Genomic DNA, 16,216 nt, shown 5'->3' with positions numbered 1-16,216 from the left:
GGCCAAGGCGTCACCCCAACAGCGACATGAACTCGTCGATCGCCACCGGGTGGCCGATCCAGTAGCCCTGCGCCAGGTCGCAACCGCGCTCGCGCAACAGGGCGTATTGCCCTTCCTTCTCCACGCCTTCGGCCACCACGATGATGCCCAGCGAGTGCGCCATCGCGATGATGGCCGTGGTGAGGGCGAGGTCGTCGGGATCGCGCAGGATGTCGGCGATGAAGCTGCGATCGATTTTGACACCATCCACCGGCACTCGGCGCAGGTGGCTGAGGCCAGAGAAGCCGGTGCCGAAGTCGTCCAGCCACACCTTCACGCCGGTTTCGCGCAAGCGCGAAAGCAGGTTGCCGGCATGGATCTCGTCGCCGATCACGGCTGTCTCGGTCAGCTCCAGGTGCAGTTGCTTGGGTGACAGTCCGCTCTCGGCCAGGGTGGCCGCCACCACGCGCGGCAGGTCACCGCTGCGCAGTTGCCGGGGCGACACGTTGACCGACACGAACAGCGGTTGATCGCCGGGCGCCCGCGCATTCCAGCGCACTGCATCGCGGCAGGCCGCCCGCAGCACCTGCGGTCCCAGCGCTTCGATCAGACCGCTTTCTTCCGCCACCTCGATGAACACCGATGGCGCCACCAGGCCGTGCTTGGGATGCCGCCAACGCAGCAGCGCTTCGGCACCGATCATCGCGCCGTCGGCCAGCCGGAAGACCGGCTGGTAGGCCAGGCTCAGTTCGCCGCGCTCCCAGGCACCGCGCAGTTCCTGCTCCAGGTGCACGCGACGCTCCACCGCCTGGTCCATGGCCCGGCTGTAGAAGCGGTAGCAGTTCTTGCCCGCCACCTTGGCCTGGTACATGGCGATGTCGCCGTTCTTCATCAGCGCGGTCGCGCCAGAAGCATCCTCGGGGAACAGGGTGATGCCCACCGACGTGCCCAGGAACACCTGCCGGCCTTCGACGGTGATGGGTTGGCCCAACTCCTCCACCAGCGCATCGGCCAGGCGCGTCGCCGCGGAGCGGATCTCGTCGCCGTAGGCTGCGCCCGACTCCACCAGGATCACGAACTCGTCGCCACCAAACCGCGCGAGAAGCGCGGCGTCACCACCGAGGCGCTGGACCAGGTCCTGGATCCGGTTGGCAAACTGCACCAGCACGTCGTCACCGGCCTCATGGCCCAGCGTGTCGTTGACGCGCTTGAAGTCATCGATGTCGGCGAACAGCAATGCCAGCTGGCGTCCCGCGCCGTGCAGGGTCAACAGCCGCTGGTCCAGTGCCTCGCGGAAGGCCAGGCGGTTGTGCAGGCCGGTCAGCGCATCGGTGTAGGCCATGCGCCGGATCTCGCGATCGTGGCGCGCCACGCTGGCGCCCATGCGCGAGAACGCGTGCATCAGGTCGCCAATCTCGTCACGGCGCCCGTCGGCCGGCATGGGAGTGTCGAAGTGGCCGGCCTCGATGGCCCGCGCCGCGTCGGCCAGCTGCCGAATCGGCCGCACCAGCGAACGCTGTATCAGCCACGCCATGGTCACGCCCAAAGCCGCGAGCACCGCCCCCAACAGGCCGATCCACAGCAGGTGCTGCTGGCCCAACGCCTGCAGCTGGTTGCGCAGCCCGGCACTGGCGCGCTCCTGATGCTGGCGCACGACGTTGAGGTCGTAGCCCGCACGGACCCCGCCGATGCGCTGGCTGCCGATGGTGATCGGCGCCGACACATCCATGGTGTCCCCGGACATCTGGGTGTGGACGCCGCGCGCGCCGATGGCCTCGTAAGCCATCGGGTCGTCCATCATCTGCCCATACTCGGGAATGTCCTCGCTGCCGTCATGGACGACGCGGCCCTGCGCGTCGAAGACCTTGACGTACCGGGTGCCCGGCTGCCGCAACGTGGTCTGCCCCAACCGGCCGATGGCATCCAGATCGAAGTAGTACAGCGGATTGGCCATCGCCAATGCCAGCTCGCCCACCACGCCTTCGGCGTTGCGACGCAGCGTGTCGTTGGCCATTTCCTGCATGGCCACGCGGCTGGTGGTTTCCACTTGCGTCTGCATCCGCTCCTGGCGATGCCAAAGCACGGCCAGCACCGACAGAACCAGCACCATCACCAGCCCCATCAGCATCACGAACCGGGCCTGCAGCCCATGCCACACGGTCATTCGACCTCCCGTCGTACGCGGTCGATGCCCGTGGCGAGGCGCCGGAGCGATTCACCCGCCTGCTTATCAAGCGGCAGGAAACGGGTGGTCTTGAAGAATTTGAGGAGGGCCTCGCTCGCGTCCGGATCCGCCGCGGCGTCGGCCAGCACCTGCTCGAGCCGCTGCCGCACCCGTTCGTCCAGGTCGCCACGCACCAGTTCCAGCGCCCGGGGATATGGCTCCGACTTGCCGATGATGACGAAGTCACGCGCAAAGCTGGGGGGCATGTGCCGGGGATTGTCCCAGTCAAGGTTGCTCATGACCCCTGCGTCCACCAGACGCTTGTGCACCCAGGTGGAGATGTTCAGTTCCGAACGCGCGAAGAGGTAACCGACTTCCTGCGAGGCCACGCCGTCGGTCGGCGCCAGCAGGATCTCCAGTCGCATGCCGCGCGTAAGCAGCTCGGCGGCGGGCACGTAGTACGCGCTGGTCGAGGAAGGACGCTGGAAGGCCACGTTGTGGCCGCGCAGGTCCCCCAACGAGCGGATTCCGCTGTCGCGCCGGGCGAAGAACACGCTGTGGTAGTAACTGGTGCCGTCACGCTCGGTGAGCAGTATCGGCTCGGCGCCAGCCCGCTCCTGCAGCAGTACCGCGGAGGCGGCCGTTTCGGTGACCCAGTCCACGCGGCCCCGGCGCAGGTAACTGGCCATCTGGTGCGCGTCCTTGGCCATCAGGATATGGCCTTCGCGAATGCCCACGTCGGCCATCCGCGGCACCACGTAGTCGAGCAGCGGCTTGAGCTGCTCGTAGTGCTCCTGCGGGTTGTCGCTGATTCGGCCCAGCACGAGCACGCCGTCGTCCGAGGCGGCCTTGACCGGGAACAGCGCGCCGCAGGCAAATCCAAACAGGACCAGGGCGACGACGCGAAGCTGAACGATCAAGGAGCACATCCAGATGCCAGACCGTTTGGCAGCCTAAACGAAACCGGTGCCGGCGGGTATAGCGTGGCGGGCCATTTGGGACCCCGGACGCATCAAACCGTCTTGGGGCCCAGCCGGGCAGTGCGCTCCACGTCGGCCAGGATGCCGCGCAACAGGCGGACCTCGCGCTCGTCCAGGTCCGCCCGCAGGAACAGGCGGCGCAGCTTACGCATGGCCGATTCCGGCACCCGACCCTTGTGGAAGTCGATCAGGTCCAGCACGTCGCCCAACTGGCCGAAGAAGCCCTCCAACTGGGCGTGGGAGGCGGGCGGATCGGCGGGTGCGCCGGGCGTGGCTTCGACGGTGGTCGGCATCACCGTGTGCGCGCGGCCACCAAGGCCCAGCAACGCCAGCCGCAGTTCATAGGACAGCACCTGCACCGCCATCGCCAGGTTCAGCGAGCTGTACTCGGGGTTGGCCGGGATGTGCACCGCCGCGTGGCACAGCTGCAACTCGTCATTGTCCAGGCCGGTCCGCTCGCGGCCGAACACCAGCGCCACCTCGCCCCCCTCCGTGGCCCGGGCGACGGCCCGCGCGGCGGCCTCGGCCGGCATCAGCTCATCCAATGCCACGCGGCGGCTTCGCGCGGTGCAGCCCAGCACGAAATGACAGTCGGCCACGGCATCGGCCAGGCTGGCATGGGTCTCGGCGGCGCCCAGCACATCGTCGGCGCCGGCGGCCAGCGCGTAGGACTCGGCGTTGGGGGCCTTCTCGGGGGCCACCAACACCAATCGCGACAGGCCCATCGTCTTGATGGCCCGGGCCGCGGAGCCGATGTTGCCGGGGTGCTGGGTGCCGACCAGGACGATGCGCAGGCGGCCGGCGATTTCGTTGGGGGCGGTGTTCATCGCCGGTAATGGTAAACTGGTCGGCCGGCCCAGAGCCGGATCGTTCTTTATCGCCGCCAGTCCGACCCCAACCTCAGCCACGAGAGGCCCGTTGCCATGCAGAAACCCGCCGTCACCCTCATGGTCAAGGCCGCCCGCGCCGCCGGCAACGTGCTGTTGCGCCACATGTACAAGCTGGACGCGCTGAACGTGGTGGAAAAGGACCGCATGGACTTCGCCAGCGAAGTCGATAGCCTGGCCGAGAAGGAGATCATCAAGGAATTCCGTCGCTCCACCCCGGACTACGGCATCCTCGGCGAGGAAAGCGGCCCGCTCAACGGCGCCCAGAACAATGCCCGCTACGTGTGGGTCATCGACCCGCTGGACGGCACCAGCAACTACCTGCGCGGCATCCCGCACTTCTGCGTGTCCATCGCGCTGGTGGAAGCCGGCGAGCCGATCCACGGCGTGATCTTCGACCCGCTGCGCAACGAACTGTTCACCGCCAGCCGTGGCAGCGGCTGCCAGCTCAACGAGAAGCGCGTGCGCGTGGCCGACCGCAAGGACCTCAACGGCGCAATGATCATCACCGGCTTCCCGCCGCGTGAGCGTTCCCGCGCCAGCGCCCAGCTCAAGTGCGTGGACAGCCTGCTGACCGAGGCCGAGGACATCCGCCGCACCGGCTCGGCCGCGCTGGACCTGGCCTACGTGGCCTGCGGCCGCGCCGACGCCTACTTCGAGGCAGGGGTGAAGCCGTGGGACATCGCCGCCGGTGCGCTGATGGTGCGCGAGGCTGGCGGCAAGGTCTGCGACTTCCGCGGCCGCACCACCGGCCCGATGGACGTGCGCGGCATCAACCCGCGTCCGCTGGTGGCCGGCAACGTGCGCGTGGCCGAGGTGCTGCAGCAGCGCATCGTCAACACCGGCTACGCCGCGGCGTTCGACTGATACCCGTGCCGGGTTAACCCGGCAACGCCACCGCCGCACCTGAAGCGGCGACCACGCCTGACGAAAGGCCGCGGTGTCATCGCCGCGGCCTTTTTCTGTATGCACCCGTACGGCCCTCGCCTGCCCGGGTGCAACCATGCGTACCTCCGAACTCTCACCGCTGGAACGCGTCCTGCATCTGCTGGCCACGGTTCGGCCCGGCGAAGGTCGCAGCATCGCGCTGATGGTCACCCAGGTGTTCCTGGTGCTGCTTGGCTACTACCTCATCCGCCCCCTGCGCGAGGCACTGATCCTGGCCGAGGGCACCTCGGTGGTGCGCAGCTATGCCGTGGGCGCCGTGGCGCTGACGCTGATCTTCCTGATCCCGCTGTACAAATTACTTTTCGACCACCTCGACGGCAGCAGCGGAAAATCCACCGTGCTGCGCTGGGTGATGGGATTCTTCATCGCCAACCTGCTTGTGTTCTGTGGCCTTGGCGCCGCGGGCGTGGCCATTGCGGTGCCGTTCTTCATCTGGGTGGGCGTCTTCAGCGTGATGGTGGTGGCGCAGTTCTGGGCCTTTGCGGCCGACCTTTTCAACATCCGCAGTGGCCAGCGCCTGTTCGCGATCATCGCGGTCGGTGCGGCACTGGGCGCGTGGTGCGGCAGTCGTCTGTCGGGATGGCTGATCGCGGCGATCGGGCCATTTCCGCTCATGCTGGTCGCCGCCGCGCTGCTGGGGGCGGCGCTGTGCCTGAGCGTGTACGTGGAGCGAAGCGTGCCCACTGAATCGCGTGCCCAGGACGAGGCGCCAGCGCAGTCCAACAGGCCACGGGGACTTGGCGAATTGCGGTCCAGCTTCGACGTGGTGCTGCGCAACCGCTACCTGCTGCTGATCGCGTTCTTCGTCGCGCTGATCAACTGGATCAACTCCACGGGTGGCTTCATTCTTGCCAGCTTCGTCGAGGAGTACGCTGCCCAGCGCGTGGGCACGGGCAACGTGGACGCCGAGCGCGAAGTCATCGGCCAGTTCTACGGCGATTACTTTGCCTGGATCAGCGTGCTGCAGCTATTCCTGCAGATGTTCGTGGTGTCGCGCGTGCTCAAGCACCTGGGCGTGCGGGCGGCACTGGTGATGTTGCCGCTGGTGATGGTGGCCAACTATGGCCTGATGGCATGGATGCCGGTGTTTGCCCTGATCCGCGTAACCATGATCGCGGAGAACGGCATGAACTACTCGTTGCACGGCACCAGTTGCCATTCGCTGTTCCTGCCACTGAACCGCCAGCAGAAGTACGTGGGCAAGACGACGATCGACACCTTCTTCTGGCGCTTCGGCGACCTGCTGCATGCGGTGACGATCTTCGTGGCCGCGCAGTGGCTGGAACTGGCAATGGGCACGATCATGCTGTTCAACCTCGCTCTGGCACTCGTGGCGTTGGCGGTGTCGGTGCTCATTGGCCGGGAGCATGCGCGCGCCGTGCAGGCCCATACGGATACCCGGCCCACCCCGAAACCCGGCCTGCTGCACGACGTCTATATTCGCGCGGGTGAGCGGCGCACCTGATTGCCAGCATCGTTTCGATCAAGGCGAGGTGCGCAGCGCCTGGGCACGCGCCACCAGCGCCCGGATCTGGCGGATGTGCAGATACGGTGCCAGTGGCGCCAGCCTTGCTTCGGTGACATTGGCCAGCGCCGCGCGCAGTTGGGGCGACACCACGATGGGTGTCTTGCGCAGTTCCGGTGGCCGTCCTTCCTCCGTGCTGAACGCTCGGCTGTGGTCGATCATCCACGCCTGCCATTCACGGTCGTACAGGATGTTGCCGGTGTTGCGGTCCAGGTTGTGGACCAGCACGTCAAACGCGTTGATCAGCTGGTGCTGCCGCGCATAACTGCAATCGGTGTCGTACTGCAGCTTCTGTTGGATGCGCTCGGTCTCGTTGTGCGCGCCCTCCACCCAGTACTGGACCAGCCCGCGTTGCCCGTCCACGCGGCGCTCCACCGCCACCGGCACCATCTGCAGGCCGAGGATGCGATCGAGCCTGTAGGCCGCGATTTCATACAGGTAGCGGTCCGCCTTGTCGTAGCGCCGCTCCCAGCGACCGTTGGGTCGGATCTCCGGGTCGCTGTCGAAGGTCTTGAACACGGCGCGGATCCGCTTTCCGTCGCGCTCCAATGTCAGACGGCGTGGATTGGTCACGCCGAGGTCCAAGGCTTCATCCTGGGTGATGGGTGCATTGAGCAGGAAGTCTTCCAGTTGGGCATCGCTCATGCCGTAGGGACGCGCCCATTCACGGTTGAGCTCGGTGCGCGGCGCAACCATGCCCTCGCCCAGGTGGAACGCGCGGGTGACCCCGCGCTCGATCACCAGGGCCGCGGGGATGCCTTCGTACGCCGCCTTGTTCATGCCGGTGTCGATGCGTGCCACCTGCGCCTCCAGGCGCAGGCTGACGTGGTGATCCAGCGTGGGCGTGTGCCCTACCACCACGCGTTGCGCTCCCAGCGAACGCAAGGCCGCCCGGACCACCTCGGATTCGGTGTAGGGATGGCAGACGGAACTGCCCCGATACCAGACGGGTCCGTTGGACTGGAACGGCAAGCCCTTCACGGCTGCCACGATGGCTTGCGCGGGCGCCTGCAGCGGCGACGGCGGCTCGCCGGCCACGACGGGAGCTGTCGCAAGGACGTTGGCGGCCGCCAGGATGCGGTCGAAATCGTCGGTGGGCTGCAGGGCACCACCGGCCACCAGGGCATGCCAACTCGAGGCGAAGGTACGCACGTCTCCGATGGCGCTGGCATTGACCTGTTCCAGCGTTTTCCCTGCCAGCTTGTCCGACAACCCGCCGTGCACGAACAGGTCGTCGTTGATCACGATCATGACCGGTCGCTGCAGCAGCCACCTGCCGATGCGCCCGTCGGGCGCCAGTGCCTGCATGCGTTCCAGGTAGCCCGGGCGGGCGCCGATGGCGGCATCGCGCCGCGCTCCGTCCTGGGTGGCATAGGTGGCGAACTCCCCCGGGCTGACATAACGCAGGTCACCCGTGAGGGACATCACCTCGTGGTTGCCCAGCAGGGCGTGCACGGCCCCACCCGCCGACACGGCTTCGCCCTGCAGGCGCATGAGCAGCTCAACGACTTCCAGCGCCCGGTCGCCCCGACTGAACAGGTCGCCGGTCGACACCAGGTGCGTGCGTCCGCCAGTCCAATGCAGGTTGGCATCCACCAGCCCCGTGCCCTTGAGTACCTGCACGAACTCGGGGTAGGCGCCATGCACGTCACCGATGGCGACGACGCGCTCGACGTTGCTGAACCGGTAGGTTTGTGCGGCAGCCGACGATGCCGCAAGCACCAGCAGAAAGCCGCAAACCAGGGCGCTTGCCAGGCGCCGGGCACGTCCAGACAGGATTGACGGTTGCATCGCGGCCACTCCCTCCGGAGATGACCACTACAACGGAAAGAGGCCGCCAAGGGCGGCCTCCTCCGGTCAGGCGATACGCGAGGGGTTACGGGCGGCGCGCCAGCGCAGCCTCGTCCTTCGCCTTGGGCATCAGGTCCTGCTTGGTGACCTTCAACGGCCCCAAGGTCAGCAGCGGCGCCGCCACGAAGATCGAGGAGATGGTGCCCAGCACGATGCCGACGATCATCGCCTCGGCCATGCCTTCAAGCGAACCGCCGCCGTAGACATACAACGCCACCACGGTCAGCAGAGCCACCACCGAAGTGATCACGGTACGCGACAGGGTCTGGTTGATGGAGGTGTTCAGGATCGACACCGGGTCGGCGCGCATCGAACGGAAGTTCTCGCGCACGCGGTCAAACACCACGATGGTGTCGTTGATCGAGAAGCCCATCACCGACAGCACACCGGCGAGCACGGTCAGGTCGAACTCGCGGCCGGTGATCGCAAACCAGCCCAGCACCACCACCACGTCGTGCAGGGTGGTGAGCACGGCCGAGACGGCGAACTTCTTCTCGAACCGGAACGAGATGTACATCAGGAAGCCGACGACCACGAAGATCAGCGCCCACACGCCGTTCTGCGCCAGGTCCTTGCCGACCTGCGGGCCGACGAACTCGCTGCGCAGCACCTTGCCGGCGTTGCCTTCGAAGGCCAACGCCTTCTGCACGGCCTGCGCGGTGTTGTGCTGTTCGTCGGCACCCGGCTCACTGCCCTCCTTGGGCTGCAGGCGGATCAGCAGGTCGTTGCCCGAGCCGAAGGTCTGCACCTGGGCGCCTGAGAAGCCGGCGTTGTCCAGGCGCGAACGCACATCGTCGATGTCCACCGGCCGCTCGAAGCGCAGCTCGGTGACGGTGCCGCCGGTGAAATCGAGGGCGAAGTTGAAGCCCTTGAACGCCATCGCACCGATGGAGACCAACAGCAAACCCAGCGCCAGCGACAGCGACACCCAGCGCAGACGCATGAAGTTGAAGTTGCTGTCATACGGGAAAACATTGAACGGTTTCATGGTCGTGCGCTTCCCGTCAGATAGCGATGGACTTGAGCTTGCGGCGGCCGCCGTAGATCAACGTGGCGATGCCACGCGAGACCGAGACCGCGGTATACATCGAGGTCAGGATGCCGACGATGGTGGAGATCGCGAAGCCCTTCACCGGGCCGGTGCCGAAGGCGAACAGCGCCACGCCGGCCAGGATCGCGGTCAGGTTGGCGTCGGCAATCGTGCCCGAAGCCTTTTCGTAACCGGTGGCAATGGCGGCCTGCGGCGGCACGCCCGCTCGCAGCTCTTCGCGTATGCGCTCGTTGATCAGTACGTTGGCGTCCACCGACATGCCGACCGTCAGCGCGATGCCTGCCAGGCCCGGCAGGGTCAGCGTCGCACCGAACAGCGACATCACCGCGATCAGTGCCAGCATGTTGATCAGCAATGCCAGGCAGGTGATCACACCGAACATGCGGTAATAAACCAGGAAGAAGCCCAGCGCGAACAGGAACGAGAACGCCACGGCGCGCATGCCGCGCTCCACGTTCTCACGGCCCAGGCTGGGGCCTACGATGCGCTCTTCGATGAAGTCCATCGGCGCGGCAAGCGAGCCGGAACGGATCTGGCGGGCCAGGTCGGTGGCGAACTGGGCGCTCTCCAGGCCGGTGGTCTGGAAGTCCTTTCCGAAAACGCCGTTGATGGTGGCGACCGAGATCACTTCCTCGCTTACGCGGGTGGTGCGGACTTCCTGCCCGTCGACCATGCGCACCTCGGGGATGCGCTCGATGTACACCACCGCCATCGGCTTGCCGACGTTGTTGGAGGTGAAGTCGAACATGCGCTGGCCGCCCGCACTGTTCAGGGTCACCGATACCGCCGGCGAACCCGATTGCGAATCGAACATCGAGGTTGCGCGGACGAGCTGGTCACCGGTGGCGATCACGCGCTTGCTGAGCAGGATCGGCATCGGCTTGCCGTCCGGACCCTTCTCGGTGCGGTAATAGAGCTTGGCGTCGGGCGGAATGATGCCGCTGGCCACTGCGTCGTAGGCATTGCCCTCGAGCGCCGCGCGGTATTCCAGGGTGGCGGTGGCACCCAGCACGCGCTTGGCCTGCGCGGTGTCCTGCACGCCGGGCAGCTGGACCACGATGCGATCCTCGCCCTGGCGCTGGATGATTGGCTCAGCCACGCCAAGCGAGTTGATGCGGTTGCGCAAAGTGCCGACGTTCTGCTCGATCGCCTCGATGGCCAGGCGCTTGATTTCCGCCTCCGGCAGCAACACCGTCACGATGTTGCCCTCCGCATCCACCTGCATGCCCTGCTGGCTGGTGAGCAGCAGCTCGCGCACCTTCACGGCGTCCGCCGGGCTGGAGAGCGTGGCGACCACGGTGTTGTTGGCGCGGCGCTCCACCGACTCGTAGCGGATGCGGCTGTCGCGCAGTTGCGCGCGGATGCCTTCCGCGGTGGCGTCCAGTCGCTTCTCGATCGTCGCCTTCTGGTCCACCTGCATGGTGAAGTGCACGCCACCTTGCAGGTCCAGGCCCAGCGTCATGGCGCGGGCACCGATCTTCTCCAGCCACGCCGGCACGGTGGATGCCAGGTTCAGCGCGACGGTGTACTCGTTGCCCAGGGCCGGGCGCAGCACGTCGGCCGCCTTGCCCTGCGCATCCGGGTCATTCAGGCGCACCAGCAGGTTGCCCTTGTCGATCTCGACCAGCTTGGGCGTGACCCCCGCCTTGGCCAGGTCGGCCGAGACACGGGTCTTCAATGCCTCGTCCACCACCGCGCCGCGGTTGGCGGTGACCTGCACGGAACTGTCCTGCGGGTACATGTTGGGCAACGCATACAGCGTGCTCAGCACGAGTACGACCAGGATGACGAAGTACTTCCAGCGTGCGTAAGTCAGCATCGATTGGACCCCACGGCGGCGCTTGGGCCGCCGTCTATCGGCGTAAGGTTGGCGTCAGCGGGTGTTGGAGCCGGCTCAGGCCGACTTCAAGGTGCCCTTGGGCAGGACGTTGGCAATCGCGCCCTTCTGCACGCGGATCTGCACGTTGTCCGCCACTTCGACCGTGATGAAGTTCTCACCCATGTCGGTGACGCGGCCGGCGATGCCGCCATTGGTCAGAACCTCGTCGCCCTTGGAGAGCTTTTCCAGCATCGCCTTGTGTTCCTTGGCGCGCTTCATCTGCGGGCGGATCATCAGGAAGTACATGATCGCGATCAGGACGATCGGGAACAGCAGGGTGCCCATGCCGCCACCCGGGGCCGGAGCGGCCTGGGCATACGCGGGGGCGATCACGAGGTCGAGCAGGTTCATGTCGGTCTTCCGTCAATCAAATAAGCGGGGGATTATGCCATGGGTCCCGGCACACCCGGTTTCAAGCAGGCATTGGGCCGAGCCGCCGTGGCCAGCAGCCACGGCGCCAGGTCCGGGCAGGGCCGGACACTCGGACCGGCAGTTCTGACCGAGGCCGGGCCGAACAGTTCCCGCAGGTCAGTCTCCACCCGCGGCGCGGGTGGCATAGAAGGCCTCGCGGAAGGCCTGGAAGGTACCCTGCTCGATCGCCGCCCGCATCTGCGCCATCAGGCGCTGGTAGTAGCGAAGGTTGTGCAGCGTGCCCAACATCGGCGCCAGCATCTCGTTGCAGCGGTCCAGGTGACGCAGGTACGAGCGGCTGAACCCGCGCGAGCAGGCGTAGCAGTCGCAGCCTTCCTCGATCGGGCGCAGGTCGCGCTCGTACTTGGCGTTGCGCACCCGCACCGTGCCGAATGAGGTGAAGTAATGGCCATTGCGCGCGTTGCGGGTGGGCATCACGCAGTCGAACATGTCCACGCCGCGCGCGACCGCCTCCACCAGGTCCTCTGGCCGGCCCACGCCCATCAGGTAGCGCGGGCGGTCCTCGGGCAGTTGCGGGGCGATGTGGTCGAGCGTGTGATTGCGCACCTCTTCCGGCTCGCCGACGGCCAGGCCGCCGATGGCATAGCCGTCGAAGCCGATCTGCTTCAGCCCCTCGGCCGAGCGCGTGCGCAGTTCGGGGTACATGCCGCCCTGCACGATGCCGAACAGCGCCGCGTCGTTGCCCTCATGCGCCTTCTTGCTGCGCTCGGCCCAGCGTAGGCTCAGCTCCATGGACTTGCGCGCCACCTGCTCACTGGCCGGTTGGCCATCGACCAGGTACGGCGTGCACTCGTCGAAGATCATCACGATGTCCGAGTCGAGCACCTTCTGGATATGCATGCTTTCCTCGGGACCGAGGAACACCTTGCGCCCGTCGGTGGGCGCGGCGAAGGTCACGCCCTGCTCGGTGATCTTGCGCTTGTGCGCCAGCGAGAACACCTGGAAGCCGCCGGAATCGGTCAAGATCGGCCCGCTCCAGCGGCCGAAGCCGTGCAGCCCGCCGTGGTCGGCGATCACGTCCAGGCCGGGGCGCAGGTACAGGTGGAAGGTGTTGCCCAGGATGATCTCGGCGCCCAACTCACGCACCTGCTCGGGCATCACGCCCTTCACCGAACCGTAGGTGCCCACCGGCATGAAGGCCGGCGTCTCCACAGTGCCGCGCGGGAACGTCAGGCGGCCACGGCGGGCCTGTCCATCGCTGCCGAGCAATTCAAACGACATGCGGCTCATGCGCGGAACTCCGGCGCAGCCTCGGGGAACAGCAGCATCGCGTCACCGTAGGAGAAGAAGCGGTAGCCTTCCCGGATCGCATGCGCGTAGGCCTCGAACACCCGGTCCTGGCCGGCAAACGCCGAGACCATCATCAGCAGCGTGCTTTCCGGCAGATGGAAGTTGGTGACCAGTGCGTCGACCGCCGTGATCCGGTAACCGGGCAGGATGAACAACCGGGTCTCGCCCGCATACGGCTGCAGTTCGCGCTGGCCCGTGTCGTTGGTGCGCGTGGCGCTTTCCAGCGCGCGCACCACGGTGGTGCCCACGCCGACCACGCGACCACCCGCGTCACGCGTGCGACGGACGGCTTCCACCAGTTCCGCGCCCACGTTGAGCCATTCACTGTGCATCACGTGCTGGTCCAGGTCGTCCACCCGCACCGGCTGGAAGGTGCCCGCACCCACGTGCAGCGTGACGTGGCCGAACTCCACGCCCTTGGCCTTCAGTGCGGCCAACAGTGCCTCGTCGAAGTGAAGGCCGGCGGTCGGCGCCGCAACGGCGCCCACCTCGCGGGCGAACACGGTCTGGTAGCGCTCGGTGTCATCCTGCCCGGGCGCACGCTGGATGTAGGGCGGCAGCGGCAGGCGGCCCGCGTGCAGCAGCCACTGTTCCAGCGATTCGGGCACGTGGAACTGCAGCACGTAGAACTCGCCGTCGCGACCGAGCACCTCGGCCTCGCCGCCTGCGTCCAAGGCGATGCGCGCCCCCGCCTTGGGCGACTTGCTGACGCCCAGCTGCGCACGCGCCTGGTTGCCGCCCAACAGGCGCTCGATCAGGATCTCGACCCGTCCGCCGGTGGCCTTCTGCCCGAACAGCCGCGCCGGAATCACGCGCGTGTCGTTGAACACCAGCAGGTCACCCGGGGCCAGCAGGTCCAGCAAGTCGCGAAAGTGGCGGTCCTGCAAGGACGCGGGAGCCGGCGGCACCACCAGCAGCCGGCTGGCGGAACGCTCGGCCAACGGTGCCTGGGCTATCAGCTCGGGCGGCAGGTCGTAATGAAAGTCGGACTTCTTCAAGCGGGCGGGATGGGCGACGGGAACCGGTCATTGTATAGGGCCGGGCTCGCGGCGCCGTTGAGGCGATCCCGGCGGCCGTACCGCCGAACGGACGCGCCCGCGCAATCAGCGCTCGAACTTGGCCGACAGGATGATCGACGAGGTAGTCCGCTCCACGCCATCGATCGCGCCGATGCGGTCGGTCAGCTCGTCCATCTGCACCACCGTGGGTGTCACGCCCAGCGCCACCAGGTCGAAGGGGCCGCTGACCGAATGCAGCGTGCGCACCTCGGGCATGGCGTGCAGGGCCTTCACCACCGCCGGCGCCTGCTTGGGCAGCACGGTGATCATGATGTGCGCCCGGATCCAGCCACGCTCGGCCTCATCGTCCACGCGCACGGTGTAGCCTGCGATCACCCCCTGCCGCTCCAGTCGCTCGATGCGGCTCTGCACCGTGGTGCGCGAGAGCTTGAGGCGCCGCGCGATCTCGGCGGTGGAGGCACGCGCGTTCTCGCGCAGGATGGATAGAAGCTGCTGGTCGGCCGGCGTTATGCTCATTTCGCGCAATTGTGATCGTCATTTCGACGAAACATGATCTTATTCCGCACGGATTCACGCTGTCTATCGACGAATCAATCCGGATAATGAACAGATACGCAATAAGTTCACGCCGGGAGCGCGCCATGACCATCCTCGACCATCTCGCGCCGCTGCGCGCCCACGGCGGTGCCCGCCGCACCACCGGCCTGGACGACGCCACCGTCCTGCGTTTCGGCGCCAGCCACCCGGAGCTGGCCGAGGCCATCGAAGCCGCCGCCGCGGAATACGCGCGGGTCAAGGCCGATGTCGCCGACCTGCTGGACCTGGACGAAGAAGCGCAGATCCGCGCCCTCCAAGCCGGCTACGTCAACTTCTACGCCGATGACGCGGTGAACCCGTACGTGGCGCTGACCGCCCGCGGCCCCTGGGTTGTCACCCTCAAGGGCGCGGTGCTGCATGACTCAGGCGGCTACGGCATGCTCGGCTTCGGCCATGCGCCCAAGGCGGTGATCGAGGCGATGGCCAAGCCGCAGGCGATGGCCAACATCATGACCCCTTCGCTGTCGCACCTGCGCTTCGAGCGCGCCCTGCGCGCGGCCATCGGCACCACGCGTGGCGGCTGCCCGTACGACAAGTTCCTGTGCCTGAACTCCGGTTCGGAGTCGGTGTCGCTGGCCTCGCGCATCGTCGATGCCAACGCCAAGCTGATGACGGACGCGGGCGCGCGCCACGCCGGTCGCGCCATCAAGCGCCTGGTGGTCAAGGGCAGCTTCCACGGCCGCACCGAGCGCCCGGCGCTGTACTCCGATTCCACCCGCAAGACCTACCTGCAGCACCTGGCCAGCTTCCGCGGCGAGGACACCGTGCTGGCGGTGGAGCCGTACGACGTTGACGCGCTGAAGAAGGTCTTCGCCGATGCCGACGCCAACGGCTGGTTCATCGAGGCGATGTTCCTGGAGCCGGTGATGGGCGAAGGCGACCCGGGTCGCGGCGTGCCGGTGGAGTTCTACAACGCCGCCCGCGCGTTGACCAAGGCGCACGGGGCGATGCTGCTGGTGGATTCCATCCAGGCCGGCCTGCGCGCGCAGGGCGTGCTGTCGATCGTCGACTACCCCGGCTTCGAGGGCGTCGATGCGCCAGACATGGAGACCTACTCCAAGGCGCTGAATGCCGGCCAGTATCCGCTGTCGGTGCTGGCGGTCAGCAAGCATGCCGCCGAGACCTACAAGAAGGGCCTGTACGGCAACACCATGACCACCAACCCGCGTGCCCTGGACGTGGCCTGTGCCGTGCTGGCGCAGGTGACGCCGGCCGTGCGCGACAACATCCGCGCGCGTGGCGCCGAGGCGCTGCAGAAGCTGGAGGCGCTGAAAACGCAGCTGGGCGGCGCGATCACCAAGGTGCAGGGCACGGGCCTGCTGTTCTCGTGCGAACTCTCGCCAGAGTACAAGTGCTACGGCACCGGCTCCACCGAGGAGTGGCTGCGCGAGCATGGCATTGGCGTGATCCACGGCGGTGCCAATTCGCTGCGCTTCACCCCCACCTTCACCATCACCAGCGCAGAGCTGGACCTGCTGGTGGCGATGGTCGGTCGCGCATTGAAGGAAGGCCCGCGCGCCACGCAGGCCGTGGCCGCCTGATCAAATCCAGACATGCGGACCACAGCAACGAAGCCGGGCATGCCCGGCTTCGTTGTTTTCTGGCACGCCATCG

General features: G+C 67.0%; 13 protein-coding genes. 3 read left to right on the top strand and 10 right to left on the bottom strand.

The genetic code is table 11. The features are described from left to right. Nucleotides 1–10 precede the first annotated feature (10 nt). From N800_RS01615 to N800_RS01605, 3 genes are all read right to left on the bottom strand, one after another. Complete coding sequence (locus N800_RS01615; RefSeq protein ID WP_036134073.1) at nt 11–2,143, bottom strand: GGDEF domain-containing phosphodiesterase; 2,133 nt, start codon at nt 2,141–2,143, stop codon at nt 11–13. Then, nucleotides 2,140–3,072: a phosphate/phosphite/phosphonate ABC transporter substrate-binding protein gene (locus tag N800_RS01610; protein ID WP_084087058.1), complete on the bottom strand. Its 933-nt coding sequence runs from the start codon at nt 3,070–3,072 to the stop codon at nt 2,140–2,142. Before N800_RS01610 ends, N800_RS01615 begins: the two co-directional genes overlap by 4 nt. 83 nt (nt 3,073–3,155) lie before the next feature. Further along, a complete protein-coding gene (locus N800_RS01605) occupies nt 3,156–3,950 on the bottom strand; it encodes an RNA methyltransferase (RefSeq protein WP_036134070.1) in 795 nt (264 codons plus the stop codon). 96 nt (nt 3,951–4,046) lie between these two features. On the opposite strand from N800_RS01605, the gene N800_RS01600 reads away from it, so the two are divergent. Next, nucleotides 4,047–4,877 carry an inositol monophosphatase family protein gene (locus N800_RS01600; protein ID WP_036134068.1) on the top strand — a complete coding sequence of 277 codons (831 nt, stop codon included), beginning with the start codon at nt 4,047–4,049 and terminating at the stop codon, nt 4,875–4,877. A gap of 136 nt (nt 4,878–5,013) precedes the next feature. Continuing rightward, nucleotides 5,014–6,423, top strand: coding sequence for an NTP/NDP exchange transporter (locus N800_RS01595; RefSeq protein ID WP_052107800.1), 1,410 nt, complete (start codon nt 5,014–5,016; stop codon nt 6,421–6,423). An 18-nt stretch (nt 6,424–6,441) separates the two neighbouring features. Here N800_RS01595 and N800_RS01590 read toward each other — a convergent pair whose 3' ends face one another. The 7 genes from N800_RS01590 to N800_RS01560 all read right to left on the bottom strand — a co-directional run bounded on the left by N800_RS01590 (nt 6,442) and on the right by N800_RS01560 (nt 14,521). Further along, the gene (locus N800_RS01590) at nt 6,442–8,274 is read right to left on the bottom strand and encodes a metallophosphoesterase (protein WP_036134066.1); all 1,833 of its coding nucleotides are present in this window, start codon (nt 8,272–8,274) and stop codon (nt 6,442–6,444) included. Nucleotides 8,275–8,359: 85 nt separating this feature from the next. Beyond that, nucleotides 8,360–9,322 (bottom strand): protein translocase subunit SecF, encoded by a 963-nt coding sequence (gene secF / locus N800_RS01585; RefSeq protein ID WP_036134064.1) that lies wholly within the window; start codon nt 9,320–9,322, stop codon nt 8,360–8,362. 16 nt (nt 9,323–9,338) lie between these two features. Further along, nucleotides 9,339–11,204, bottom strand: coding sequence for a protein translocase subunit SecD (gene secD, locus N800_RS01580; protein ID WP_036134062.1), 1,866 nt, complete (start codon nt 11,202–11,204; stop codon nt 9,339–9,341). A gap of 75 nt (nt 11,205–11,279) precedes the next feature. Then, entirely contained in the window at nt 11,280–11,615 is a 336-nt protein-coding gene (gene yajC, locus N800_RS01575) for a preprotein translocase subunit YajC (RefSeq protein ID WP_036134060.1), read from the bottom strand. 177 nt (nt 11,616–11,792) lie between these two features. Continuing rightward, nucleotides 11,793–12,926: a tRNA guanosine(34) transglycosylase Tgt gene (tgt, locus tag N800_RS01570; RefSeq protein ID WP_036134058.1), complete on the bottom strand. Its 1,134-nt coding sequence runs from the start codon at nt 12,924–12,926 to the stop codon at nt 11,793–11,795. Beyond that, nucleotides 12,923–13,984, bottom strand: coding sequence for a tRNA preQ1(34) S-adenosylmethionine ribosyltransferase-isomerase QueA (queA, locus tag N800_RS01565; protein WP_036134056.1), 1,062 nt, complete (start codon nt 13,982–13,984; stop codon nt 12,923–12,925). The genes tgt and queA overlap by 4 nt, the downstream gene beginning before the upstream one ends. Nucleotides 13,985–14,089: 105 nt before the next feature. Then, nucleotides 14,090–14,521, bottom strand: a complete 432-nt coding sequence (locus N800_RS01560) for an Lrp/AsnC family transcriptional regulator (protein ID WP_036134054.1) — start codon at nt 14,519–14,521, stop codon at nt 14,090–14,092. Between the two features lie 125 nt (nt 14,522–14,646). Between N800_RS01560 and N800_RS01555 the strand changes: the two genes are divergently transcribed. Continuing rightward, on the top strand, nt 14,647–16,143 hold the full coding sequence (locus tag N800_RS01555; RefSeq protein ID WP_036134052.1) for an aminotransferase class III-fold pyridoxal phosphate-dependent enzyme: 1,497 nt from the start codon (nt 14,647–14,649) through the stop codon (nt 16,141–16,143). The last annotated feature ends 73 nt before the right edge of the window (nt 16,144–16,216 follow it).

Source organism: Lysobacter daejeonensis GH1-9 (assembly GCF_000768355.1).
GTDB classification, from domain to species: Bacteria; Pseudomonadota; Gammaproteobacteria; order Xanthomonadales; family Xanthomonadaceae; genus Aerolutibacter; species Aerolutibacter daejeonensis.
The sequence above is the reverse complement of the archived record's forward strand: the minus strand, read 5'-3'. Positions and strand labels throughout refer to the sequence as shown.

Bases quoted from the DNA above. Each gene is read 5' to 3' on its own strand.
- tgt (WP_036134058.1), bottom strand. From the start codon at position 12,926: ATGAGCCGCATGTCGTTTGAATTGCTCGGCAGCGATGGACAGGCCCGC.
- yajC (WP_036134060.1), bottom strand. From the start codon at position 11,615: ATGAACCTGCTCGACCTCGTGATCGCCCCCGCGTATGCCCAGGCCGCT.
- secD (WP_036134062.1), bottom strand. From the start codon at position 11,204: ATGCTGACTTACGCACGCTGGAAGTACTTCGTCATCCTGGTCGTACTC.
- N800_RS01560 (WP_036134054.1), bottom strand. From the start codon at position 14,521: ATGAGCATAACGCCGGCCGACCAGCAGCTTCTATCCATCCTGCGCGAG.
- N800_RS01555 (WP_036134052.1), top strand. From the start codon at position 14,647: ATGACCATCCTCGACCATCTCGCGCCGCTGCGCGCCCACGGCGGTGCC.
- N800_RS01610 (WP_084087058.1), bottom strand. From the start codon at position 3,072: ATGTGCTCCTTGATCGTTCAGCTTCGCGTCGTCGCCCTGGTCCTGTTT.
- N800_RS01605 (WP_036134070.1), bottom strand. From the start codon at position 3,950: ATGAACACCGCCCCCAACGAAATCGCCGGCCGCCTGCGCATCGTCCTG.
- N800_RS01600 (WP_036134068.1), top strand. From the start codon at position 4,047: ATGCAGAAACCCGCCGTCACCCTCATGGTCAAGGCCGCCCGCGCCGCC.
- N800_RS01595 (WP_052107800.1), top strand. From the start codon at position 5,014: ATGCGTACCTCCGAACTCTCACCGCTGGAACGCGTCCTGCATCTGCTG.
- secF (WP_036134064.1), bottom strand. From the start codon at position 9,322: ATGAAACCGTTCAATGTTTTCCCGTATGACAGCAACTTCAACTTCATG.
- N800_RS01615 (WP_036134073.1), bottom strand. From the start codon at position 2,143: ATGACCGTGTGGCATGGGCTGCAGGCCCGGTTCGTGATGCTGATGGGG.
- N800_RS01590 (WP_036134066.1), bottom strand. From the start codon at position 8,274: ATGCAACCGTCAATCCTGTCTGGACGTGCCCGGCGCCTGGCAAGCGCC.